Here is a 24023-nt window from a genome sequence, read left to right on the forward strand (position 1 = left end):
AGGTCGCCTACACGCCGCTTGGCATCGTAATTGCGCTGATCTTCATCGGCCTGCCCTTCGTCGTACGCACCGTGCAGCCGATCATGGAGGAGATCGACAAGGAGGTAGAGGAAGTGGCCGCCACGCTCGGCGCCAATCGCTTCCAGATCATCAGCCGCGTTCTGCTTCCCGGACTGGCGCCGGCCATCGTCACCGGTTTCGCGCTGGCCTTCGCGCGCGGCGTCGGCGAGTACGGTTCCGTCATCTTCATCGCCGGCAATCTGCCCTATAAATCCGAAATCGCACCGCTTCTGATCGTCATCCGGCTGGAGGAATATAATTACGCGGCGGCGACCGCGATCGCGGCGATCATGCTGGCACTGTCCTTCGTCATGCTGCTGGTCATCAACCTGGTGCAGACCTGGAGCCGCAAGCGCTATGGCTGACCCGGAGATCAAATCCTACGCGCCGCACCATGAAAGCCAGTCGCCGGCGGTGACCGAAAGCCGCACGGCGAGAACCGTGCTGATGGCCGTAACGTTTGCGTTCCTTGCCATCTTCCTGCTCTTGCCGCTGATCATCGTCTTCAAGGAAGCTTTCGCCAAGGGCATCGAGGCCTACACACAGGCGCTAGGCGAACCGGATACGCGCTCGGCGATCCGCCTAACGCTTCTGGTCGCGGCGATCTCGGTGCCGCTCAACATCGTCTTCGGCATTTCCGCCGCCTGGGCCATCGCCAAGTTCGAATTCAAGGGCAAGGCGTTCCTGACCACGCTGATCGACCTGCCCTTTTCCGTCTCGCCGGTCATTTCGGGGCTTGTCTACGTGCTCTTGTTCGGCGCGCAAGGCCTGCTCGGCGCCTGGCTCAAGGCGCATGGCATCGTCATCCTGTTTGCGGTGCCGGGCATCGTGCTGGCCACGATCTTCGTCACCTTCCCCTTCGTCGCCCGCGAGTTGATCCCGCTGATGCAGGAGCAGGGCAATGGCGACGAGGAGGCGGCCCTGTCGCTCGGGGCCAATGGCTGGCAGGCGTTCTGGTACGTGACGTTGCCCAACGTCAAGTGGGGATTGCTCTACGGCGTGCTGTTGTGCAATGCCCGCGCCATGGGCGAGTTCGGCGCGGTTTCGGTGGTGTCCGGCCACATACGCGGGCTGACCAACACCATGCCGCTGCATGTCGAAATCCTTTATAACGAGTACAATGCCGCCGCCGCCTTTGCCGTCGCTTCGCTGCTTGCCGGCCTGGCACTCGTCACGCTGGTCTTGAAAACACTTCTCGAGATGCGCTACGGCGCCGAGATCGCCGCGACGCGCGGACACTGACAAAATGCATGTCGCCCAAAAGTGGGAACCGGTTTTGGGATAACGACATGTATCAACTACAAAAGGGATTTGCATGGAAGTTCGCGTTGCCAACGTGCGCAAGGAGTTTGAGCGGTTTCCGGCCCTCCGCGACGTTTCGCTCGACATCAAGTCGGGAGAACTGATCGCTCTGCTGGGACCGTCCGGTTCCGGCAAGACGACGCTGCTCAGGCTGATTGCCGGATTGGAGCGGCCGACCCGCGGAAAGATCTTCTTCGGCGAAGAGGATGCCTCGCAAAAGTCGATCCAGGAGCGCAATGTCGGCTTCGTCTTCCAGCACTACGCGCTGTTTCGCCATATGACGGTCGCCGACAATATCGGCTTCGGACTCAAGGTCCGGCACGGGCCGTCACGCCCGTCGGCGAAGGAAATCCGCCGCCGCGCCTCGGAACTCCTCAACCTCGTTCAGCTCTCCGGTCTGGAAAAACGCTATCCGGCGCAGCTTTCGGGCGGCCAGCGCCAGCGCGTGGCGCTGGCCCGCGCCATGGCGATCGAACCGGCCGTGCTTTTGCTCGATGAGCCGTTCGGCGCGCTCGATGCCCAGGTGCGCCGCGAACTGCGCCGTTGGCTGCGCGACATCCACGACGCCACCGGCCACACGACGGTCTTCGTCACCCATGACCAGGAAGAGGCGCTGGAGCTTGCCGACCGCGTCGTGGTGATGAGCCAGGGCCGCATCGAGCAGGTCGGCACCGCCGACGAGATCTACGACACGCCGAACTCGCCCTTCGTCTACGGCTTCATCGGCGAATCGAGCTCGATTCCGGTCAAGGTCGAGGACGGCCAGGTCTGGATCGCCGACCGGCCGATCGGGCTTTCCGCGCCGCACGCACCGCAAGGCGAAGCGACGCTGTTCTTCCGCCCGCACGACGTCGATCTGGTGGAAGAATGCAACGGCTGCATCGCCGGCACGGTCGCCGCCAGCCGCCGCGTCGCCGGCACCAGGCGGGTCGAGCTCGAAATCGGCGGCGAACGTCAGCGGGTCGAGATCGAATTGCCCGTCGATCATCCGGCGGCGCAGAAAAGTCGAGTGGCTTTTAGGCCGCGGCGCTGGAAGCTTTTTCCGGCTGCTTGATCCTCTATCAGCCGCTACACCAGCCAGTTCTCGACCTTCAGGCCTTTGATCCGGTTGAACTCCCCGGTGTTGGCGGTCACCAGGGTAGTTCCAAGCGCACGGGCGTGGGCAGCAATAAAAAGGTCATTTTGGCCGATGGTCCCCTGCCTTCCAGTTCTGCGCGAATCGCGCCGTACTCGGCATCCACCGGCACATCGAGCGGCAAGACGGGTATCTCAGCCAGCAATTCCTCGACCTTCTTGTGCAACTTGGCTGATCTTTTCTTGACGCAACGCCGACGGCATCGGCGCCGCTGCCAAGCTGTCCTGAGACTCTGCTTGAAAGAAAAAACTAGAAATCGCCCACAACGGGACTACTTTTTCTCGCGATAATGTCGAGCGGCCGCTCTGCGTGCCTCGTCGCGCACGATGCCTTGCCGCTATGGTCCGGCATTAAGCTCATGGCATTGGAGCCTGTTTTCATGAAGCGATTTTTGCTTGGCGTCGCCACGTTGGCCGGCCTGGTCCTCGCATCCTCCCAAGCCTGGTCGGCCGACAGATTGCTGAACGCCTCTTACGATGTCGGCCGCGAACTGTTTGCGCAGGTCAACAAAGCGTTCGTCGCCGGACACCCCGGCGTCACCATCGATCAGTCGCATGCCGGAACCTCGGCACAAGCACGCGCCATCGCCGAAGGCCTCGGCGCCGACGTCGTCACGTTCAACCAGGTCATCGACATCGACTTCCTGGTCAAGAAGGGCCTCATCTCCGCCGACTGGCAGAAGGACTTTCCGGACAACGCCTCGCCTTTCTATTCGCTGCCGTCCTTCCTGGTGCGCGCCGGCAATCCGAAGCACATCAAGGATTGGAACGATCTCGTGCGCGACGACGTGCAGGTGATCTTCCCCAATCCGAAAACCTCGGGCAATGCGCGCTACACCTATCTTGCGGCCACCGCCTACGCCAAGGAAGCCTTCAAGGACGACGACGCCAAGGTGAAGGAGTTCGTCACCAAGCTGTTCAACAACGTGCCGGTGTTCGACAGCGGCGGGCGCGCCGCGACCACCACTTTCGTGCAGCGCGAAATCGGCGACGTACTCATCACCTTCGAGTCGGAAACGCGCGGCGTCCGCAAGGAGTATGGCGAGGACAAGTTCGAGCAGGTAACGCCTTCGGTCAGCCTGTTGGCGGAATTTCCGGTGGCGATCGTCGACACCGTTGCAGACGAGCATGGCACGCGCGATCTCGCCAAGACCTATCTCGACTTCCTCTATACGCCGGAGGGCCAGGACATCGCCGCCCGCAACGGCCTGCGGGCCCGGGACGCGGCGGTCGCCGCCAAATACAAGGCTGAGTTTCCCGATGTCCGCCTGCTGACGGTGGAGGACGTCTTCGGCGGCTGGGCCAAGGTCCAGGCCGAGCACTTTGCAGCGGGCGGCCTGCTCGACCAGACTTATGGCAGCCGCTGAGGCGATCTTCCAACTTTGACAGAAGCCGGCTTTGCCGGCTTCTTTGCTTTCGCGCCGCGAACGGTGATTTCTGGCACTTTCCGGGCGCATTCCGTCCAAAACGTTACAAAGAATCAACGCGTTTGTGCCTACCGTGAGAACGGACGGCTTGTTTTCGCGAACGGCTTCGCGTGATCAAACCGTCATGATTTGCACACAAACAGCCGCCAGACGCGGGTGGTTGGGGCTTCATGGGTTGACTCGGGGCATGCTTACCAAAAAAGGCAAATACGGCCTCAAGGCCCTCGTGCATCTGTCGGGCCTGCCGGTCGGCCAGCTCGCATTCGTCAACGACATTGCGGTCGCCAATAACATCCCCAAGAAATTCCTGGATGCCATCCTGGGCGAGTTGCGTAACGCCGGCTTCGTCCAGAGCCGCAAGGGCAAGGAAGGCGGTTACCGCCTTGCCCGGCCGGCTTCCGAGATCAAGATCGGCCATGTCGTGCGTGTCCTCGACGGGCCGCTGGCGCCGATCCCCTGCGCCAGTCGCACGCAATACCAGCGCTGCGAGGATTGCGACGAGGCGACCTGCCAGGTTCGGCACATGATGCTGGAGGTCCGGCAGGCGATCGCCGAGGTGCTGGACAACCGCAGCCTCGCGGCCATGCGCGACGCCGACAATGACGATTTCCCAGTCGAACTGACGTCGCAAATCTAGCGCGCGAGCAGGCTCAAGGCAGTCGCGACGGTGTCGGCGACCGGACGCGTGCCATCCAAGGTTATCGCCGCCTCGTCCGCCGCTGGCGCCTCGAGCGTGGTGAACTGGCTGTCGACCAGGCTTGCCGGCATGAAATGACCCTTGCGATTGCCGACGCGCTGTTTTGCCGTTGCCGGGTCGATCTCCAGGTAAACGAAAACGATATCCGGGCAAAAGCCGCGCAGGCGATCACGATAACTGCGCTTCAGCGCCGAGCAGGCGGCGACCACACCTTGCCCGCTTGCGACCGACGCGGCCATCCGCTGGCCGATCGCGTCGAGCCAGCCCTCGCGCAGCGCGTCGGTAAGCGGCTGCCCGCTCGCCATGCGCGCGACGTTTTCGGGCGGATGCAGCCTGTCGCCTTCGATAAAGACGGCGCCCAATGCCGCTGCAAGCGCTTCGCCGACAACCGACTTGCCGCAGCCGGCAACGCCCATCACCACGATGACGGGTATCGTTCGAACAGTGCTCGCCGGCTTATATGCCACGTCTTTACCGGTCATGCAGGTCAGCGGCTTGCCGGCGCGCGGCCATAGAGCAGCAGCATGGCGACGATGACGACGCCGTAGATGATCTGCCGTCCCGCCTCCGGCATCTGCATGACAGAGAGAATGGACTGCAAGAGGGTGATCAGGATTACCCCGGCGACGGTGCCGAGATAGGAGCCGCGCCCGCCGAGGATCGAGGTGCCGCCGAGCACCACCGCGGCGATCGACGGCAGCAGATAGGCATCGCCCATCGACTGTGCCGCCTTGGAGGCATAGCCGGCCAACAGCACGCCGCCGAAGGCGGAGAGCCCGCCCGAAACCGCAAAGGCGATCATCACCACGCGCCTTGTATCGATGCCGGAAAGATAGGCGGCACGCTCGCGATTGCCGATGCCGTAAACGGTGCGGCCGAAGCCGGTGCGGCTCAGCACGAACACCATTGCGGCGCCGATCAGCGCCCATATGAGAACTGCGTTAGGCACGGCAGGAACGGCAAAGCCGGTCGCCAGATAGCGCATCGCACCGGTCGCCGAATCCTGCGGCGAGAAACCGCCCGTGTAGACCACCATCAGCCCCTGCGCGACGGCGTTGGTGGCAAGCGTGATGATCATCGAGGGAATGCGCAGATAGGCGACGCCGATGCCGTTGACGATGCCGATCAGAACACCGCAGAAGATGCCGAACGGAATGGCAAGCGCCACGCCGACGGTACCGTATGCGGCCGCGGCGCAGGCCATCATGGCGCCGGCCGCCACCGACCAGGGCACCGACAGGTCGATCTGGCCGAGCAGGATGACCAGCATCATGCCGGTCGCGATGACGCCGAGAAACGACGCCACCTTGAGCTGCTGCAAAAGGTATTCAGGCGACAGGAAGCTGCGCGAATAGAGGCTGCCGAGGAACAGCAGCAGCACGATACAGGCGAACGCCGTCAGCACCGCCGGGTCGGCGCGGCGGAGGAATTTCGGCATGCGGCCGGCGAGACCACTCACAGTCGTTTCGCTCACAGGAACCACTCCAGCCGGTTGCGGACCCGAAACAGGGCGAACGCGCCGAGGCTGACCGCGATCAGCAGAATGACGCCCTGGAACAGGGGCTGCCAGAGCGGATCGAAATCGAAGACGAACAGCAGGTCGCCGATGGTGCGGAAGGCAAGCGCGCCGAAGATCGCGCCGATGGCGCTGCCCTTGCCGCCGAACAGCGACACGCCGCCAAGCACGACCGCGGCAATCGAAAACAGCGTATAGGCGTTGCCGCTGGCATAGGCCGCATCACCGGTATAGGTGAAGAACGTCAGGAACAGCCCGCCGATCGCGGCAAGCAGACCGGCAAGCGCATAGGCGGCGAACTTTCCACGCCGGATCGGCACGCCGGACATGTAGGCCGCCATCTCCGAGGAGCCGGCTGCATAAGCGGCGCGGCCTAGCACCGACCGGCTGAACGGCACCCAGACCACGAGCACGACCGCCAGCAGCGTCACCAGGCTCGCCGGCACAAAACCAAACAGGCGCCCGGTCAGCGCATCGGCGAGCCCTTCATTGACCGAGCCGCCGGGAAACGGCCGAAGCAGCAGCGCGATGCCGAAATAGACCGCGCCCGTGGCGATGGTGGCGACGATCGGCTGCAGGCGTCCATAGATGACGATCGCACCGTTGATTGCCCCGCACAGCAGCCCGGTGCCGAGCACGGCGAGGACGCCGAAAACGGTCCCGATGCCGGTGCCGACGACCAGCCACGAGGCCAGGCAGTTGGTCAGCGTGAAGATCATGCCGACCGAAAGATCGATGCCGGCGGTGATCACCACCAGCGTCTGCGCCATGGCGACGAAGGCGAGCAGCACGCCCTTGTTCGAGGCCGTCTGTACGACGTTGGCGGTGAAGCCCGCCGGATGGTTCGAGGTGTAGATGACGAACATGACGACGAAGATGCCGAACGCCAGCAGCGTTCCGCGCTGTTCGGCAAGCCAGTAGCGCCAATCCTTCACGCGTCCGCTCCTTGCTTTGGCATCTCTTCGTGAATGTTGAGCGCGCTGGCGATCAGCGCCCGCTCGGTGATTTCGGCGCCGACCAGTTCGCGCTTGACCGCGCCGTCATAGAGCACCAGCACCCGGTCGCAGCAGCCGATCAGCTCGTCATAGTCGGTCGAATAGAACAGGATCGCCGCGCCCTGGTCGGCAAGCTTGCGCATCAACTGGTAAAGCTCCTGCTTGGTGCCGACGTCGATGCCGCGCGTCGGGTCGTTAAGCAGGATGATGCGCGGCTGCCGCATCAGCCATTTGGCGATGACGACCTTCTGCTGGTTGCCACCGGATAGCGCGCCGACCGGAATGTCGAGGCCGGCGGTTTTGATCGCCAGAAGACCGACCATGTCGTCGATCAGCCGCTGCTCGGCGGCGCGATCGATGATGCCGGCCCTGGACAGCCGATCGAGGGCGGCAAAGGAGAGGTTTTCGCGCACCGTCATCGGCAGCATCAAGCCTTCGGTCTTGCGGTCCTCCGGGATCAACGCCATGCCGATCCGGTCATCGCGCGCCGCGGCCGGGCTGGCGATCGCCACCGGCCTGCCGTCGATCAGGATCTGGCCCGACAGGCCACGCAGCACACCGAAGAAGGCGAGCAGCAATTCGCGCTGGCCCTGGCCGTCGAGGCCGCCAAGCCCGACCACCTCGCCCGCCCCGACCGATAGCGAGACATCGTGCAGCCGATCCGTCCAGGACAGGCTGCGCGCCTCGAGAACCGGCGCGGCTGCGGCAGCCGCCCGCGCGGGCTTGGGCGGAAAGATGTGGCTATATTCGCGCCCGATCATCAGCTCGACGACCTCGTTGTCGCTTTTTGTACCGGCCGCGTAGCTGGCGACATTGCGGCCATTGCGGAACACCGTGCACTGGTCGGCCAGCTCGGCGATCTCGTTCATGCGGTGCGATATATAGAGCAGCGCCAGCCCTTCCGAACGCAGCCGCTTCAACACGGCAAAAACCCTGGCGACGTCAGCCGCGGTCAGCGCCGAGGTCGCCTCGTCCAGGATCAGGATGCGTGGCTTGCGCGCCAGTGCCTTGGCGATCTCGACCATCTGCCGTCTCGAAAGAGGAAGATCCTTGACCAGCGCCAGCGGATGGATATCGGAGGCGCCGGCGCGAGCAAGGGCTTCTTCGGCGATGCGGCGCTGCGCCTTGCGGTCGATCATGCCGAAACGCTTCGGCGGATCGGAAATGACGATGTTGTCGGCAACGCTGAGTTCGGGGACGAGCGACAGCTCCTGGAAGATGCAGACGATGCCGGCCTGGTTGGCGGCGGCCGGCGAAGCGAAGGTAACTTCGCTTCCGTCCAGCATCATCCGGCCCTCGTCGGGCGCAACGACCCCCGCCATGACCTTGATCAGCGTCGATTTGCCGGCGCCGTTCTCGCCGAGAATGGCGTGGATGCTGCCTGGAGTGACCGACAGTTCGGCCTTCTCCAGCGCCCTCACGCCGCCATAGCGCTTGGATATGCCTTCCATGCGGAAGAGCGGAACCGCACCGTCCATCGGCCCTCCCCAGGCGCTTGGCAATCAGGATGTCGAGCGCCGACGCCGCGGGATTCCCGCGGCGTCGGGCTGTCGGAGTTTACTGGTTTTCCTTGCTCTGGCCCATGATTTCCTGCGCCGTGAAATTGATGCCGCAGGTCGGGAAGGAATTGCCGACGAAGAAATTGTCGGACTGGTCGGGGAAGTAGTCCTGGCCTGCCTTGAAGTTCGGATCCTCGACGATCGCCAGCGGCAGCTTGACCGCTTGCGGCACGACCTGGCCTTCAAGTGCTGCAATCGCCGTCTTGATGGCAACCGCCACCTGAGCCGGGCCGGTACCCGCCGAGGAGCATTTCAGGCCGTCAGCGGCGAACTTGGCGCAGAATTTGCGGAAGCCGTTCTCCGTCTCGCCGCCGAACGGCACGAACGGATGCTTGGCATCGATCATCGCCTGCACAATGCCGGTATCGCCGCCCTGTCCGGTAATGCCGTCGAAGGGGCCGTTGGTGGCAATGGCATCGGCCGTAGCCTTTTGCGCAACGCCGTCATCCCACTTGCCGACGACCTCGGTGACATCCCATTTCTTGCCGGAAGCGTCGAGGACCTCGTGGATGCCGTTATGGCGATCGGTGTCGACGGACGTGCCGGCGACGCCGCGCACTTCCAGCACCTTGCCGCCGTTCGGCACGTGCTTGACCAGCCAGTTGGCCCACAATTCGCCAAGGCCCTTCTGGTCGACATTGACGTTGATGGCATCCTTAGTGTCGAGGATGTTGTCGAAAGCGACCAGCACCACACCGGCTTCCTTGGCCCGCTTGATGACCGGGCCGAACGCGGTCGGGTTCTGGGCGTTGACGACAATCGCGTCATAGCCGGAATCGATGAAATTATTGATTGCCGAAATCTGGGCCGGCACGTCCTCGCCGGTCGAGACCACCTTGAATTCCTTGAGCTTGGCCGCGACCGCCGGCTGCGCTGCATAGGCCTTCGCCGTCTGCACCATCTGGATGCGCCATGTGTTGGCGATATAGCCGTTGGCCAGAGCGATACGGTACGGGCCGTCTTTCTTGGGGAACTTGAAGAACTGCGTATCGGCCGACCAGGGCGCGAAGCAGTCAGGCTCGGCCGATGGCCCCTTGACGATTTCAGGATCGGCGATCGCCGACGAGCTCAGCATGACGAAAGCAGTGGCGGCAACGATACCGCCAACGAGTGACTTGATCATCGATATTCCTCCCAGTTGCAGTTTTGTTTGTTGTTACGCCGATGAATTTGCGCGTTTCCGGCCCGGCACCTCCCGCCGTACCCGTCGCGCGTTCAGGTGGCCGAATGCCGACCCGATCCCCTCCTTTGCTGCCCGGCTAGTCCCACAAAAACTATCATATTATACATAATAAACAAGCATGAGCTGTCGCTTATGTATAATAAACAGCCTCCCATCGTCGGGGCGAAGTATCGCCCGGCGATAACTGGTAGCGCTACCATGACGTAGTGTAAAGCGCCATTGCGTCGAAGCTCGCTTCAGCGCGCCGTGCTTTCACGTCGCTTGAGTTCGAAGCCGAGATCGACAACGCGCGACTCCGGCCTATTGCCCTCGATCGCCGCAAGCGCCATGGCGACCGCCCGCCGGCCGATCTCGTAACGATAGGTCCGAACGCTGGTGACCGACGGAAACGCCACCTCCATCATGTCGAGATCGTTGAAGCCGACGATGCCGATCGTCTTCGGCACGGCGATCGAAGCGCGATGGCATTCGAACAGCACCCCGAGGGCGATATCGTCATTGTTGCAGAACACCCCATCGAGGCTCGGCACCTTGGCCAGCGCGTCGCGGAACAATTCGCGGCCGAGGGTGACGCTGGAGGGCACCGGCGTCGTGGTGGTGAGCCTCGGATCGAACAGGCCGGCCGCCTCCATCGCCGCGCGATAGCCGGCAAGCCGCCGCTGCGAACGCGGATCCATGCGCGCACCGATGAAGCCGATCCGGCGATAGCCTGCCTCGATCAGATGTTCGGCTGCCGCCTTGCCGCCTTCGAAATGCGAGAAGCCGACCATCATGTCGACCGGATCGGGCCCGGTCTCCATCACCTGCACCACCGGACAGCCTGCCGTTTCCAGCAGTTTTCGCGACGCCGGCGTCTGGTCGATGCCGGCCACGATCAGCGCCGCCGGGCGTTGCGGGCCAAACACCTGCAGCAGCCGCTCTTCCTCGAGGCCGGAATAGTGGGTGTTGCCGAGCTGGATCCGGAAAGGGCCGTCCGACAGGCTGTCGTAGATGCCGCGCACCACTTCGGCAAAGACGTTGTTGGTAAGCGACGGCACCAGAACGCCAAAGACCTCGGCGCGCGCCGAAGCCAGCGCCCGCGCATTCGGGTCGGGCACATAGCCGAGCTCGTTCACGGCGGACTGGATCTGGCGGCGCAGATCTTCCGAGACACGCCCCGGCTCACGCAAGGCGCGCGATACGGTAATGGCGCCGACGCCGGCCTTGCGGGCGACGTCGGCGATGGTCGGGCGGCCGCCGCCGCGGCGTGAGCGCGGCTTGATCACCGTACTCGTCCGGACGCCGGGCAACCGCCCACACGCGACCGTGAAACGATGTTCAGCGTTTTTGAAACTGCTGCCATGCCAAACTGGCCCGTTGCCACACCTTGTCTGGCGTCGCGCAGCCTTCGGCTGTTGTCAAGCGACGGCCGGAGAGACTGTATCCGTACCGCTGTGCTTCAGGCCGCCACAGCAGCGCTGCGCCGGGCCTTCCACAGCAGCAGCACCATGGCCAAAATATTCAGCAGGTTCCAGGCAATGCCGTTGAGGAACGCGGCGGCATAGGAGCCGGTCAGATCGTAGATCCAGCCCGACATCCAGCCGCCGATCGCCATGCCGAAGATGGTCGCCATCATGACGATGCCGACGCGCTGGCCAGCTTCCTTGGCTGGCATATATTCGCGCACGATGATCGCATAACAGGGCACGATGCCGCCTTGCGACAGGCCGAAAACCAGCGAGACGACATAAAGCGAGGCAAGCCCGTCGAACGGGATATAGAACAACAGCGACAGGCATTGCAGCACCGAGCCGATCAGCAGGGTTTTCACACCGCCGATGCGATCGGCAAGGAAACCCGAGCCAAGCCGGCTGACGACGCCCGCCGCCAGCATGATCGACAGCATATCGGCGCCATGCGCCACGCCGTAGCCGAGATCAATGCAATAGGCGACGATATGGACTTGCGGCATCGACATCGCCACGCAGCAGCCGAGCCCGGCCACGATGAGCAGCGCCTGCAAGGCCGCCGGCGACAGGGAGATCGGCTGAACCACGCGGCTGCCCGGCGATCCCGGAGCCGCCTGGGGCGGTGCGCCGCGCCGGAGCAGCAGGATCAAGGGCACCATGGTGACCAGGCAGACGACGCCGATCGCGGCATAGGTGAAGCGCCAGCCTTGCGCCTGCATGACATAGGGCATCGCCGTCGGCCAGATCGCTCCGGCGAGATAGTTGCCGGATGCCGCAGCCGTCACCGCGACGCCGCGGCGCCGGTTGAACCAGTGCGAGATGTCGGCGATCAACGGCCCGAAGATCGCCGACGAGCCAACGCCGATCAACAGGCCCTGGACGAGGGTGAACTGCAGGATCGAACTGGTCAGCGACGCCAGCAGGAAGCCGGCGCCAAGTGTAATCGCGGCAATCAGCGCCGGCACCCAATACCCCATGCGGTCGATGGCGCGGCCGAACAGCACATTACCGGCGGCAAAGCCGACCATGGTCGCGGTGTAGGGCATCGAGGCAGCGGCGCGATCGACGCCGAATTCTGCCTGCACGGCAGGCAGCACCACGACCACCGCCCACATGCCGACCCCGCCGATCGTTGCCAGCAGCATCGAGATGCCCAGCCGTATCCAGGCATAGGCACTGTCGATGCCTGAACTTCCTGCCTGGCTTGAGACGATTGGGGTCAAGAGCGTTTCCTGTCCGCAGTTCTTGAATCGGCGGTTCTGACCACTATCGGCGCATTCGCATCGCTGAGCAGCGCCACGACAGGCAAATCCGTGGCTCCAGGGATTCGGGCCGAAGTGGAACAGGGGTGCGCCATAAGGCGTTTTCCCGGCAACGACCTAGTGAAGGAGTTTGCCATGACCGCGCAACGGAAATGGTCCGCCGACGTCACCGGGCATAGCGACGCGCTGGACCTCGAGGAACACATCTTCGAATCCCACGATCCCAAGAAGATCGCCGCCTCGTTGAAGCGCTCGGCCGAGCACAGCGACCGGCGCAAGGCAGGGCCGTTCCAATCCGCCATGTCGATGCTGAATTTCTACATCAACCGCGCCGGCAAGAACCTGCCGGCGGCGCAGAAGAAAGTGCTGGAGGACGCAAAGGACGAACTGCGCGCCCTTTTTGGCCGCCCAAAGGAAGACTAGAATCGGTCACCATTAATTGGTTCTGCCAGATTCGGCTGAACTGGACCTAGTGACAGGGCCTCTTTGTCGCCAGTTTGCAGGCTCGGCTTGTATTCCCAAGCCCGCAAAAGCCTGGCGTCATGACGGTCAAGATCGGCATCAATCCCATCACCTGGAGCAATGACGACGTTCCGGCGCTTGGCGGGGATACGTCCTTGGACACCTGCCTGTCGGAAACCGCGCTGGCCGGCTACCGCGGCACCGAACTCGGCGGCAAATTTCCGCGCCAGGCCGAAGTGCTTGGGCCGCTCCTGTCTTCCTATGGCCTGGAACTCGTCTCCGGCTGGTATGATGGCCGCATTCTCGACCGCACGGTCGACGAGGAATTCGCGGCGATCACCCCACATCTTCAGCTGTTGCGCGACCTTGGGGCCAGGATCGTCGTCTACGCCGACACCTCGCGCGGTCGCCATGACGGCATTTTCGCACCGATCTCCGAGCGTCCGCGCCTCGCCGACGGCGACTGGCCGTCCTATGGCGAGAAACTGACCGCCCTCGGCGACCGCATGGCCGCATTCGGGGTCGGCATGGCCTTCCACCACCACATGGGCACCATCGTCGAGACGGACGATGAAGTCGACAGGCTGATGGCGGCGACGGGCCGAAGCGTCGGCCTGTTGTTCGATACCGGCCACTGCCTGTTTTCGGGCGGCGACCCGCAATCGCTGCTGCAACGGCATCTCGACCGTATCGTGCATTTCCATTGCAAGGACGTTCGCAGGGCGGTGCTGGAACGGGCACGCCGCGAGGACATGAGCTTCATGGCGGCGGTAATGGACGGCATTTTTACCGTGCCCGGCGACGGCTCGGTCGATTTCCTGTCATTGCTGAAACCCCTCGCCGCGCGCGGCTATGAAGGCTGGCTCGTTGTCGAAGCCGAGCAGGATCCGGCCAAGGCGCATCCGCTGACCTATGCCAGCAAAGGCCATTTCTCGCTGCTCGCCACCGCCCGCGAGGCCGGCTTCGAAGTGGCGACGCGGCAGGTAAACTGACCGGCCCGCATTGCGAGCCGGAGGAACATAATGGGCGCGCGCCTCGATGGGTTAGCGACGCGAAAGCGCCCGGCGATCCGCGCCGCCTTGCTCCCTACGCGGTGCGGATCGCAGAAACCCGGCTCTGGATTTCAAGCCACGACTTTCAAGCTTGAGGCCGGCCGGAAGCCGTGCCTTGATGCAACCGAGGAGGAGCGACATGGCTTTCGAAGCTGCGCTTGGCATAGAACGGCTTTGCACCATCCGCGAGATTGCCGAGAAGGCGGAACTTGGCGCCGCCACCGTGCATCGCGCGCTGAAGAACAGCCGCGAGATCCGTCCCGAAACCAGGCGGCTGGTGCTCGACACCGTCTGCCGGCTCAACGAGGAAAAGATCGCCCGCGCCGCCCGGTTCGTCGGGGGATAGTGCCTTGCCCGACCACATGCGCCTCTCCCTCGACATCATGTCGGTCGACCGCGCCTCGGAAGAACCGATGCATCGGCAGATCTACGGCGCTTTGCGACGCTTCATCCTTGACGGCCAGATCCCGCAGAACACTCTGCTGCCGTCGACGCGCTCGCTGGCCGAAGATCTGAAGGTCGGGCGCAACACGGTCATCGCCGCCTATGACCAGCTCCTTGCCGAAGGTTTTATCGAGGCGCGTGCCGGATCGGGCACCTGGGTGGCGCCGATCCAGCAGAACCGCCCCTTGGCATCCCTGCGCGCCGGATTGCCAGCGCCGCAAAAGCTGTCGCGGCGTGGCCAGACCATCGTCAACGGCCCGCAACCGCCACGCAATGCCGGTGTCATCAATTTCCATCCCGGCGTGCCTGAAACGGCATCGTTTCCGTTCACCATCTGGTCAAGCCTTCTGGTGCGCAATGCACGCAGCCGCGACGATAGTCTGCTTGGTTATCTCTCCTTTGCCGGTCACCCCGGCCTGCGCCAGGCCATTGCCTCGACCATCGGCCTGTCGCGCGGCATCAGTTGCACCGCCGACCAGGTGATCATCGTCACCGGTGCGCAGGCAGCGCTCGATCTGGTCTCGCGCGTGCTGATGGACGAAGGCGACCATGTCTGGATGGAAGAGCCCGGCTATCTCGGCGCCAAAAGCGCCTTTCTCGCCAGCGGCGCCAAGCTGGCACCGTTGAAGGTCGACCGGCGCGGCTGGCATCTTGCTGATCCGGAGCTGCCGCCGCCGCGGCTAATCTATGTGACGCCATCCTGCCAATGGCCGTTCGGCACCATCATGCGCATCGAGGAGCGGCTGCAACTGCTCGACATCGCCGAACGCAACGGCGCCTGGATCGTCGAGGATGACTATGACGGCGAATACCGGTTCCGCGGCCGGCCGGTGCCGGCGCTGCGCGGGCTCGACCATGCCGACCGCGTCGTCTATATCGGCAGCTTCGGCAAGACGCTGATTCCGGCGCTGCGCATCGGCTATCTGATCGTGCCGCGCGAATTGTCGGTTCCGTTCGACCGGGCGGTGAGCATCACCGGCCAGTTCGCGCCGCTGATCCTGCAGGCAACGGTCAACGACTTCATCAGGCAGGGCTATTTCGCCACGCACCTCAAGCGCATGCGCCGGCTCTATGCGCGCCGGCAGGTGAACTTCGTCAAGCTGTGCCAGGAGCATCTGGCCGAATGGCTGACCGTCACGGAAAACGATTCCGGCATGCAGCTGCTGGCGAGCTTCGTCAAGCCCTATAAGGACAGCGACGTGGTCGCCGCCGCCGTCAAGGAGGGGCTCGATGTCCAGGGCATCTCGATCAACTATCATTCCACTGAACCCGAGCACGGGCTGCTGCTCGGCTATGCGGCGATGGACGAACGCCAGATCCTGCGCGCCGTGCTGGCGCTGCGCGCCGCGTTCCTAAGATTGGATAGAAGCTAGAGCCGGCTCTCCATCTCGTTCACCGCGGGGTTGAATCGGTCGTCCGCAGTGATTAGGAATATGGGACGCCGGTCCTTGTTTTTCGGCGTCCGCGCAAAGCGCGCTTCCCAAGGCCGAACCTCCCCGAAAACCAGAAGCATGCCCACCGCCGGTATAGGCGGGCAACGCATTCATCTGAACCATGAGGATTGCCATGAGAACCGCATCCTGTGCCTGCGGGCAACTGAGGATCTCCTGTAACGGAGAGCCACAGCTGGTCGCACAGTGCCACTGCCTCGACTGCCAGAAACGGACCGGCAGCACATACGGCGTCGCCGCCTTCTTTGCGCGCGACAAGGTAGAAGCCGGAGGCGACGCCAGGACCTACAGGCGGTCAGCTGGGAGCGGCCACCACGTCACTTTCCATTTCTGCCCGGGCTGCGGCTCGAGCGTCTTCTGGGAGCCCGAGCGAAAGCCTGAATGGATCGCCGTCGCGGTCGGCTGCTTCGCCGATCCCGCCTTTCCGGCCCCGGCACATGTTGGGTGGGAAGAACGGCGTCATCCCTGGGTTTCCGGTTAGCGACGCCGACCCGCCAGGGCAGCGCTTTATCTTACTGGTTGATCTCGGGTTCAACGAGCTTCGCCAGATTTCGCAGCGACTCCTGCCAGCCGAGATAGCAGGCCTCAACCGGGATGGCGTCTGGAATACCTGCTTGCGTGATATTCACTTCGGTGCCGACCGACACTTTCTTCAATGTCACGGTCACCTCGATCTCGCCGGCCAGGTTGGGGTCGTCGAAGCGGTCGGTGTAACGCAGTTGCTCATTGGGCACGAGCTCGACATATTCGCCGCCGAACGAGTGGCTGTCGCCGGTGGTGAAGTTGCGGAACGACATTTTGAACGTACCGCGGACTTTCGCCTCGAAGTGATGAACCGTGCAGGTCAAGCCGTTCGGCGGAAGCCATTTCGCAAGTGCATCCGCTTCGAGGAACGCGCGGTAGACTTTCTCCGGGCTGGTTGTCAGAACGCGGTGCAGCCGTACGGTGCCGGGCATATCGTTAATCCTCCGTGTTGGTGATCGATGCCCCCTAGGACGAGCGGAGCCCGGCCTATCCGACACGGGCCTGCGGATTTTTTGGCGGCTGGTTATGCCGGCCGGAATCCTCGGCCGGCCACCGGACAAGGAACTCGACCGCAGGGGAGCAAACCGCGCCGGAACTGGTCTAGTTCACACTGTCGAACTTCTGCAGGTCAACAGGTGCCGCCTTGCGCAATTCGATATCATCGAGCGAAGCATGCTCCAGCGCCACCCGCGCCGCCGCGTCGATGTTGTGGATCATGTCCTGAATATCGGTATCGCTGTGCGCCGGGTTCATGGCGACCATCACGGTGCGGTTGAGGATGTCGAGCGAGCGCTTGCCGAGGTCGTCGGGATAATCCAGCCGCAGGCCCTGGTTCTCGGGCAGCGCGTAGGGATTGAGCGCGGGGTGATGCGCCCCTTCATGCATCAGCACCTGGTCCCACTGGGTGAAATTGTGACGGCCGGTCTTGCCGGCAACGACGCTCGGAATGGTCCTCGAAAAAGTCTGCGCCGCCTGCTCGCTCGGCAGCAGGTACATCACCTGTGCGGCGCAGTCGTCGTCCGCGCTGTTCATCGGCGACGGCGTCAGCCCAAGATTGCTAAGGTGGCGGGTACCGGCCAGCACCGTCTTCTTCTCTGCCCGCATCGCCTCGATGATGCCGTCCAGCCGGTCGAGCTGGACATTGAGCATCGCCCCCATCAGTTCGGAAGCACGCGCGCCGATGCCGGCGAAGGGTTTGATGCTGTCGCTTCTGCCCTGCCAGTAGAAATGGCAAGGGTCGATGGCGCAGCGCGCCCGCTCAGCAACTTTCGGGTCGCGGGTGGCGATACCGCCGCCCTCGCCCGAGGTCATGTTCTTGAAGTAGTTGAAGGAATAGGCGCCGGCATGGCCGATCGAGCCGAGCTTGCGGCCCTCATAGCCGCCGCCGATGCCTTGGCAGACATCCTCCAGCACCAGCAGTCCGCGCTTGGCCGCAATGTCCATGATCGCATTCATGTTGCAGGCCGCGCCCCACATATGCACCGGGATGACCGCCCTGGTGCGCGGCCCGATGGCGTCCCGCAAGGCGATGGGATCGATGGTCAGGCTCTCGTCGATGTCGACGATGACGGGAATGGCCCCGACCGAAAGCACCGCGGTCGCGGTCGCCATATAGGTGTGCGCCGGCACCAGCACTTCGTCCCCCGGGCCGATGCCGAGGCCGATCAGGCCGGCGGCGAGCCCATAGGTGCCGCTGGCGGCCAGCGCGAAATGCTCGACGCCAAGATGCTGCGCATAGCGGGCCTCGAAGCGGTCGCATTCGCTGTCCTTGCCGTAACGAAACAGCGCGCCCGAGCGGATCACCTTGGCAATGGCTTCGATTTCCTCTTCGCCGGCGGTGTACATGACAGGCCTCCAGTCACTTGATAGTGTGGGTCACTTGATAATGTGGTCGCTTGATGGTGTGGACAGCTGTAGGCTTGTCGGCACGGTTTGAAAGAACCACTCCGCCGCTATTCGACCAAGCCATCTGCGCCCGGAAGACGGTTCCTATGACTGGTTTTGAACCGTGATTGGGGAAATCGGCAGCTAAGTGTCTCAGCCGGCAGACAAATCGTACCCATCCGAATTCGCCAAAGTGGCCCTGTCGGAAAGGCAGGTTTCGGCGTTCCATTCCGGCCAGTTGGGCAAACGGTTGGTTCCATGAAATACGGGACACACTTTGGAAGACCCTCGAAACCGGCGTGCCGGCGGAAAGGCGGCCGTTCGTGAACGCCGCCGGCTCCAGCAAACGGATCGTGCTCCACGAGGACGATGCCGGCATGTGCCACGGCGCCAACAGCGCCTTCCTCGAATTGAGCGGGCTGGGTGGTCTGCAGTTCCGGCGCGGTGATGGTGCCGTGCCCGTGGTTCCTCGAAATGGCCGAAAGCGCCGCCGCCAACCCTGCCCTCGACCTTGGCGTCCACCTGACGCTGAACAGCGAGAAGCAGCACTACAAATGGCGGCCGTTGACCGCGCCGTCGCGGGCGGCCGGCTTGACCGACGAGTTCGGCTTCTTCTGGCCCGATGTGGCGACCACGCGCCGCAAGGCGGTGCCGCAGGCGGTCGAGGCCGAGCTTCGCGCCCAGATCGACACCGCCTATCGCGCCGGCATCGACGTCACCCACCTCGACGCGCATATGGGAGCGGCATTGTCGCCGGAATTCTGCAACATCTACATCAAGCTCGGGCTCGAATATCAGCTGCCGGTGCTGCTGACCAAGACGCTGTCCGCCTATTCCCCCAACGACAATCTGGTCGGCGTTACCGAGGAGGCGTTCCAGCGCGGCGTGGCGCTGGCCCGCGCCGGCGGCTTTGCCATTTTCGACGCCGCGATCCAGACAACCTGGGGCCGGCCGCGTTCCAGGTCGATCGAGCCCGCTTACAAAGCGCTCATCGAGGGTGTGCGCGAGGGCCTGACCTTCTTTTGCCTGCATTGCAACGCGCCCGGTGAACTCGAGCTGATCGAGCCGCGCTCCGCCTATATTCGCACCGAAGAGTACGAGCTGTTCCGCGACCAGGGCTTTCGCGACTGGCTCGCCGCACAGCCGATCGATGTCATCGGCATGAAGCCGTTGCGCGAGGAGCTTCGCGCAGCGCTCTCGGCCGGGCGATCATCAACAACAGCCCGCGGCAACACCGTGGGCGAACAGCGATCGGCGTCGGCAAAGGCCCGCAAAGCGGCCACCCGATCCGCAACGTGAGCCGATCGTGGGGGCCGGAAAACGGAGCCAGAGGGATTGGAACTGCAACGACAAATGGGAGAATAAGATGAAAACGCTTCTGAAAGTGGCATTGGGCGCCTTCGTTTCGGCGGGCCTGATGACGGGTATCGCGCATGCCGCGGGCCTCAAGGATCCGAAGGACGTCCGCATCACCTTCGTAGTGCATGGGTCGGCATCCGATCCCTATTGGTCGGTGGTCAAGCGCGGCGTCGATGACGCGGCCGCCCTTACCGGTGCCAAGGTCGAATATTACGCGCCGCAGGTCTTCGACGTGGTCGAGCAGGCCCGGCTTCTCGACGCCGCTATCGCCACCAAGCCGGACGGTATCGCCGTCTCCATCGCCGACGCCAATGCGCTCGGCAAATCGGTCAAATCCGGGCTTGCCGCTAATATTCCCATGGTGGTTCTGGATTCCGGCGAAAAGGAAGGCGCCGAGCTCGGCACGACGCTCTATGTCGGCACCGTTTCCGAATATGATTCCGGCAAGAAGGCCGGCGAGCGGCTGGCCAAGGAAGGCACGCTCAAGGTCGTCTGTATCAACCACGAGGTCGGCAATGTCAGCCTCGACCAGCGCTGCCAGGGCCTCAATGACGGGCTGAAGCCCTCCGGCGGCGGCACCGAGGTTCTGGCCGTGGCGCCCGATCCCGCAGACATCCAGCGCCGCACGGAAGCCTATCTGTCCGCGCATCCCGACACGCAGGCCGTCTTTGCGCTCGGCGCCACCGCCGCCAACCCGCTGATCCCGATGTTTCGCGACAAGGAACTGTTCGGCAAGCTCAAGCTCTACACATTCGACATCAGCCCGGAGGTCCTCGATTCGGTCGTGGCCGGCGAAATGGGCTTCGGCATGGACGCCCAGCAATATCTGATGGGCTATCTGCCGGTGATCTATCTGGTCGAGCAAGCGACGCACGGCTTTTGGCCGCAGAACAACGCCTATACCGGACCGCTGTTCATAGACTCGCCGGAAAAAGCCAAGGCGATCCTGGCGCTCGCCAAAGAAGGCATCCGCTAATGCATGTCGCGCAAAAGTGTGCAGCGGTTTTGCGGTAACGACATGCATCAAAATTTAGGCCAGCGCTCCGACGGAACGGGAGAATGCGCCAAGCGCTCTCCCGTTCCTTCGAAGATTGCGATTTGAGCGATTGGAGAGCCTAATGGCGGTCGTGGAAGACAAGGCTATATCTCCGGGCGAACTGAAGGCGACCGACCGCTTCGGCATGACGTCGAAGCGGGCCGCCGGCGCCGACGAACGGTTGGCCAGCACCGGCAAGCTGACCCAGTGGCTGCGCCGGCCGGAAGCCGGTGCCGCCGGTGGGCTGCTTGCGACGATCATCATCTTTGCGCTGCTGCCGGGCGCGGCGAACCTCTATTCGCTGCAGGGGTCAATGACCTTCCTGACGCTGTCGGCGGAGCTCGGCATCGTCGCCACCGCGGCAGCACTCCTCATCATCGCCGGCGAGTTCGATCTTTCGGTCGGCTCCATGGTCGGCTTCGCCGGTGTTGTCATCGGGCTGACGGTGAAGTACTGGGGACTGCCGCTATGGGGCGGCATCGCCTGCGCCTTCGCCGTTGCCATCCTCACCGGCTATCTCAATGGCCTGATCGTGGTGAAGACGCGGTTGCCCTCCTTCATCGTCACGCTCGCCACGCTCTATATCCTGCGCGGACTGTCGATCGGCATCACCCGCGCCGTCACGGGCCGCACCCAGATCCCTTACATACTCGAAGGCGCACCGGATCCGGCGACGGCCGGCATTTTCAACGGCCATCTGCTCACCGGCCTGTTCCACTGGATGGGCGCGCAAGGCTGGATCGCCACCCGCAGCGACGGCATCCCGTTCGTCGCCGGCATTCCGATGTCGATCGTCTGGTGGCTTGGCCTGACGGCGCTGGCCGGCTACGTGCTGACCCAGACGAAATACGGCAACTGGATCTTCGCCACTGGCGGCGACCTGATCGCAGCCCGCAACGTTGGCGTGCCGGTCGATCGCGTCAAGATCAGCCTGTTCATCTACACCGCCTGCGCGGCGACGCTGCTTGCCACCATCCAGGTGATGGAGGCGGGCTCCGCCGACACCACGCGCGGCCTGCTCAAGGAATTCGAGGCGATCATCGCCGCCGTCATCGGCGGCGTGCTGCTCACCGGCGGCTACGGCACCGTCTATGGCGTGCTGTTCGGCGCGCTGATCTTCGGGCTGGTGCAGATGGGCATCTTCTACACCGGCATCGACACTGACTGGTTCAAGGTCTTCCTCGGCATCGTCATCCTGATGGCCGTGCTGGTCAACAACTACATCAGGCTGAAGGCGCTCGGCCGCGGAGGTGGCAAATGACCGAGCCGGCCCAAATGACCGCGCCAGCAATGGAACTGCGCGGCGTCAGCGTCAATTTCGGTTCGGTGCGCGCCCTCCAGGACATCGACATCAAGGTCTATCCGGGCGAGGTCCACTGCCTGCTTGGCGATAACGGCGCCGGCAAGTCGACACTGATCAAGGTTCTGTCCGGCGTCTACCGGCCGACCAAGGGCGAAATCCTGGTCGACGGCAAGCCGGTCACCTTCCGCAGCCCGCGCGACGCGCAGGAGCTCGGCGTGGCAACGGTGTTCCAGGATCTCGGCATGATCTCGCTGATGTCGATCACCCGTAACTTCTTCCTCGGCCGCGAGCCGACCAAAAGCAGCCTGCCCTTCTCGCGCATCGACAAGGAGCGCGCCAACACCATCGCCAGGCAGGCGATGGCCGATATCGGCATCGACGTGCGCGATCCGACGCAAGCCGTCGGCACGCTGTCGGGCGGCGAGCGCCAGTCAGTGGCGATCGCCCGCGCCGTGCATTTTGGTGCGCGCGTGCTGATCCTCGACGAGCCGACCTCCGCACTCGGCGTCCACCAGGCGGCGATGGTGCTGAAATTCATCATCGAAGCGCGCATGCGGGGCCTGGCCGTCATTTTCATCAGCCACAACATCCACCATGCCTATCCGGTCGGCGACACCTTCACCCTGCTCAACCGCGGCCGCAATCGCGGTACCTACGCCAAGTCGGAGATCTCGCGCGACGAGGTCATCTCGATCATGTCGGGCGGCGAGGATCTGAAGGCGGTCGAGGCGGAGATTGCCGGCCTGCTCGCCCAGATCGGCAACCGGCCGCCTGCGGCGCCTTGAGCTGACAATCGGACATTGCGGGGAATGATCCAATGAGCAGGATACGCGTCGGGGTCGTCGGCGCCGGCATGATCTCGCAGCTCGAGCATATTCCCAATCTGCTGCGCCTCAGTGAATTGTTCGAGCTGGTCGGGGTCGCCGATCCCTCCAGGATCTCGCGGCAGTTCGTCACCGACACGCATGGCATTGCCAATTTCGAAACGATCGACCAGCTCTTCGACCAAAGCCTCGACGCGGTGGTGATCGGCTCGCCGGACCCGCTACATCACGAACAGGTGCTGGCGGCGCTGGCGGTTGGCCTGCATGTCTTTTGCGAAAAGCCGCTTTGCTATTCGCTGGCGGAAATCGCCGAGATCATCGCCGCGCGCGACGCCGCCAGGAAAATCGTTCAGGTCGGCTATATGAAGCGCTTCGATCCGAGCTACCGGCTGGCGCTCGCTTCGCTGCCTGGAACATCAAGCACGCTGCGCGCGGTCTCGGTGGAAGTGAACGATCCCGACGCCTGGCCGTTCATCACCCACCAGCCTTACAGGCGCGGCACCGATATCCCAAAAGACATGGTCGCCACTGTCGCCGCCAAGCAGAAGCGCCAGGTCGAAGAGGCCGTCGGCGTGCATCTGACCGATCTCGCTTTCCGTGGATTTACCGGCGCTTACAGCTCGGCCTTGATTCACGATGTCAACGCCGTCCATGGCCTGCTCGATGCGCTCGGCGTGCCGGACGGCGAGGTCGTCGGCGCGCAGATCTTTGCCAATGGCGACGGCGGCCACGGCGCCGTCAGGCTGCTGGACGGGCAGGCACTGTGGACCATGACGCATCTCACCGTGCCCAAGCTCGCCGACTACAAGGAGCGGATCACGCTGTTCTTCGACGATGCCAGCCTCGAGCTCGAATTCCCCTCGCCCTGGCTCAACCATCATCCGACCCGGCTGACGGTGACGACCTCGGACGGTCACACGCTGTCGAAGAAAGATTTGCGTGCCGGTTACGCCGAAGCCTTCGTCGAAGAGATGCGTGGCTTCTGGGCAGCGATCGTCAATGGCGATGCCGTCGTCAACCCACCCGAACACGCCGCCCGCGACCAGGCGCTGCTGATCGGGCTGACCCGGCGGCATCTGGCGACCGCACCCTTCGACTGA

Annotated in this window: 25 protein-coding genes and 1 pseudogene; 15 read left to right on the forward strand and 11 right to left on the reverse strand. The window is 63.6% G+C overall.

The features are described 5' to 3' along the window. From NKJ12_RS22200 to NKJ12_RS22210, 3 genes are all read left to right on the forward strand, one after another. A partial coding sequence (locus NKJ12_RS22200) for an ABC transporter permease subunit (protein ID WP_352705120.1) occupies positions 1–425 on the forward strand: 425 nt, incomplete at its 5' end. Next, positions 418–1302, forward strand: a complete 885-nt coding sequence (gene cysW, locus NKJ12_RS22205) for a sulfate ABC transporter permease subunit CysW (RefSeq protein ID WP_254819066.1) — start codon at positions 418–420, stop codon at positions 1300–1302. The genes NKJ12_RS22200 and cysW, both read left to right, overlap by 8 nt. A gap of 73 nt (positions 1303–1375) precedes the next feature. Then, positions 1376–2416, forward strand: coding sequence for a sulfate/molybdate ABC transporter ATP-binding protein (locus NKJ12_RS22210; protein ID WP_254819067.1), 1041 nt, complete (start codon positions 1376–1378; stop codon positions 2414–2416). A 14-nt stretch (positions 2417–2430) separates the two neighbouring features. On the opposite strand, the pseudogene NKJ12_RS22215 reads toward NKJ12_RS22210, so the two are convergent. Then, positions 2431–2696: pseudogene (locus tag NKJ12_RS22215) on the reverse strand (PIN domain-containing protein); the annotation flags it as partial. 180 nt (positions 2697–2876) lie between these two features. On the opposite strand from NKJ12_RS22215, the gene NKJ12_RS22220 reads away from it, so the two are divergent. After that, positions 2877–3863 (forward strand): sulfate ABC transporter substrate-binding protein, encoded by a 987-nt coding sequence (locus tag NKJ12_RS22220; RefSeq protein ID WP_352453286.1) that lies wholly within the window; start codon positions 2877–2879, stop codon positions 3861–3863. Between the two features lie 247 nt (positions 3864–4110). Continuing rightward, positions 4111–4560: an RrF2 family transcriptional regulator gene (locus tag NKJ12_RS22225; protein ID WP_006202816.1), complete on the forward strand. Its 450-nt coding sequence runs from the start codon at positions 4111–4113 to the stop codon at positions 4558–4560. On the opposite strand, the gene NKJ12_RS22230 is transcribed toward NKJ12_RS22225, so the two are convergent. From NKJ12_RS22230 to NKJ12_RS22260, 7 genes are all read right to left on the reverse strand, one after another. Next, positions 4557–5102 (reverse strand): gluconokinase, encoded by a 546-nt coding sequence (locus tag NKJ12_RS22230; RefSeq protein ID WP_352705122.1) that lies wholly within the window; start codon positions 5100–5102, stop codon positions 4557–4559. The genes NKJ12_RS22225 and NKJ12_RS22230 overlap by 4 nt on opposite strands. A gap of 5 nt (positions 5103–5107) precedes the next feature. Beyond that, positions 5108–6094, reverse strand: coding sequence for an ABC transporter permease (locus tag NKJ12_RS22235; RefSeq protein WP_352705124.1), 987 nt, complete (start codon positions 6092–6094; stop codon positions 5108–5110). After that, positions 6091–7071, reverse strand: a complete 981-nt coding sequence (locus tag NKJ12_RS22240; RefSeq protein ID WP_352705126.1) for an ABC transporter permease — start codon at positions 7069–7071, stop codon at positions 6091–6093. The genes NKJ12_RS22235 and NKJ12_RS22240 overlap by 4 nt, the downstream gene beginning before the upstream one ends. After that, positions 7068–8609: a sugar ABC transporter ATP-binding protein gene (locus tag NKJ12_RS22245; RefSeq protein ID WP_352705128.1), complete on the reverse strand. Its 1542-nt coding sequence runs from the start codon at positions 8607–8609 to the stop codon at positions 7068–7070. Before NKJ12_RS22245 ends, NKJ12_RS22240 begins: the two co-directional genes overlap by 4 nt. A gap of 79 nt (positions 8610–8688) precedes the next feature. Next, the gene (locus tag NKJ12_RS22250; protein WP_352453282.1) at positions 8689–9813 is read right to left on the reverse strand and encodes a sugar ABC transporter substrate-binding protein; all 1125 of its coding nucleotides are present in this window, start codon (positions 9811–9813) and stop codon (positions 8689–8691) included. 296 nt (positions 9814–10109) lie between these two features. Beyond that, positions 10110–11138 (reverse strand): HTH-type transcriptional regulator GntR, encoded by a 1029-nt coding sequence (gene gntR, locus NKJ12_RS22255; RefSeq protein ID WP_352705130.1) that lies wholly within the window; start codon positions 11136–11138, stop codon positions 10110–10112. Between the two features lie 173 nt (positions 11139–11311). Further along, on the reverse strand, positions 11312–12544 hold the full coding sequence (locus NKJ12_RS22260) for an MFS transporter (protein ID WP_352705132.1): 1233 nt from the start codon (positions 12542–12544) through the stop codon (positions 11312–11314). A 174-nt stretch (positions 12545–12718) separates the two neighbouring features. On the opposite strand from NKJ12_RS22260, the gene NKJ12_RS22265 reads away from it, so the two are divergent. From NKJ12_RS22265 to NKJ12_RS22285, 5 genes are all read left to right on the forward strand, one after another. After that, complete coding sequence (locus tag NKJ12_RS22265) at positions 12719–13006, forward strand: DUF3175 domain-containing protein (RefSeq protein ID WP_352473504.1); 288 nt, start codon at positions 12719–12721, stop codon at positions 13004–13006. A 119-nt stretch (positions 13007–13125) separates the two neighbouring features. After that, complete coding sequence (gene iolE, locus NKJ12_RS22270; protein WP_352687511.1) at positions 13126–14037, forward strand: myo-inosose-2 dehydratase; 912 nt, start codon at positions 13126–13128, stop codon at positions 14035–14037. 199 nt (positions 14038–14236) lie between these two features. Continuing rightward, entirely contained in the window at positions 14237–14443 is a 207-nt protein-coding gene (locus NKJ12_RS22275; protein WP_352687507.1) for a LacI family DNA-binding transcriptional regulator, read from the forward strand. A 4-nt stretch (positions 14444–14447) separates the two neighbouring features. Then, complete coding sequence (gene mocR / locus NKJ12_RS22280; protein WP_352705134.1) at positions 14448–15914, forward strand: rhizopine catabolism transcriptional regulator MocR; 1467 nt, start codon at positions 14448–14450, stop codon at positions 15912–15914. A gap of 193 nt (positions 15915–16107) precedes the next feature. Further along, on the forward strand, positions 16108–16473 hold the full coding sequence (locus tag NKJ12_RS22285; RefSeq protein ID WP_352705136.1) for a GFA family protein: 366 nt from the start codon (positions 16108–16110) through the stop codon (positions 16471–16473). Positions 16474–16504: 31 nt separating this feature from the next. On the opposite strand, the gene NKJ12_RS22290 is transcribed toward NKJ12_RS22285, so the two are convergent. The 3 genes from NKJ12_RS22290 to NKJ12_RS22300 all read right to left on the reverse strand — a co-directional run bounded on the left by NKJ12_RS22290 (position 16505) and on the right by NKJ12_RS22300 (position 18780). Next, positions 16505–16948 (reverse strand): SRPBCC family protein, encoded by a 444-nt coding sequence (locus tag NKJ12_RS22290; RefSeq protein ID WP_352705138.1) that lies wholly within the window; start codon positions 16946–16948, stop codon positions 16505–16507. A gap of 169 nt (positions 16949–17117) precedes the next feature. Further along, on the reverse strand, positions 17118–18362 hold the full coding sequence (locus tag NKJ12_RS22295; RefSeq protein WP_352705140.1) for a DegT/DnrJ/EryC1/StrS family aminotransferase: 1245 nt from the start codon (positions 18360–18362) through the stop codon (positions 17118–17120). A gap of 13 nt (positions 18363–18375) precedes the next feature. Continuing rightward, on the reverse strand, positions 18376–18780 hold the full coding sequence (locus tag NKJ12_RS22300) for a hypothetical protein (protein ID WP_352705142.1): 405 nt from the start codon (positions 18778–18780) through the stop codon (positions 18376–18378). Between the two features lie 44 nt (positions 18781–18824). Here NKJ12_RS22300 and NKJ12_RS22305 point away from each other — a divergent pair, with 44 nt between their 5' ends. From NKJ12_RS22305 to NKJ12_RS22325, 5 genes are all read left to right on the forward strand, one after another. Beyond that, a complete protein-coding gene (locus tag NKJ12_RS22305) occupies positions 18825–19700 on the forward strand; it encodes a ChbG/HpnK family deacetylase (RefSeq protein ID WP_352705144.1) in 876 nt (291 codons plus the stop codon). 67 nt (positions 19701–19767) lie between these two features. Next, positions 19768–20736, forward strand: coding sequence for a rhizopine catabolism ABC transporter substrate-binding protein (locus NKJ12_RS22310; protein ID WP_023675817.1), 969 nt, complete (start codon positions 19768–19770; stop codon positions 20734–20736). A gap of 205 nt (positions 20737–20941) precedes the next feature. After that, entirely contained in the window at positions 20942–22057 is a 1116-nt protein-coding gene (locus NKJ12_RS22315; RefSeq protein WP_352491125.1) for an ABC transporter permease, read from the forward strand. 14 nt (positions 22058–22071) lie between these two features. After that, positions 22072–22884, forward strand: a complete 813-nt coding sequence (locus tag NKJ12_RS22320; protein ID WP_254819104.1) for an ATP-binding cassette domain-containing protein — start codon at positions 22072–22074, stop codon at positions 22882–22884. Positions 22885–22916: 32 nt separating this feature from the next. Beyond that, complete coding sequence (locus tag NKJ12_RS22325) at positions 22917–24023, forward strand: Gfo/Idh/MocA family protein (RefSeq protein ID WP_352705146.1); 1107 nt, start codon at positions 22917–22919, stop codon at positions 24021–24023.

The sequence above is a fragment of the Mesorhizobium sp. M0195 genome, assembly GCF_040322115.1.
In the GTDB taxonomy this organism is placed as follows: Bacteria; Pseudomonadota; Alphaproteobacteria; order Rhizobiales; family Rhizobiaceae; genus Mesorhizobium.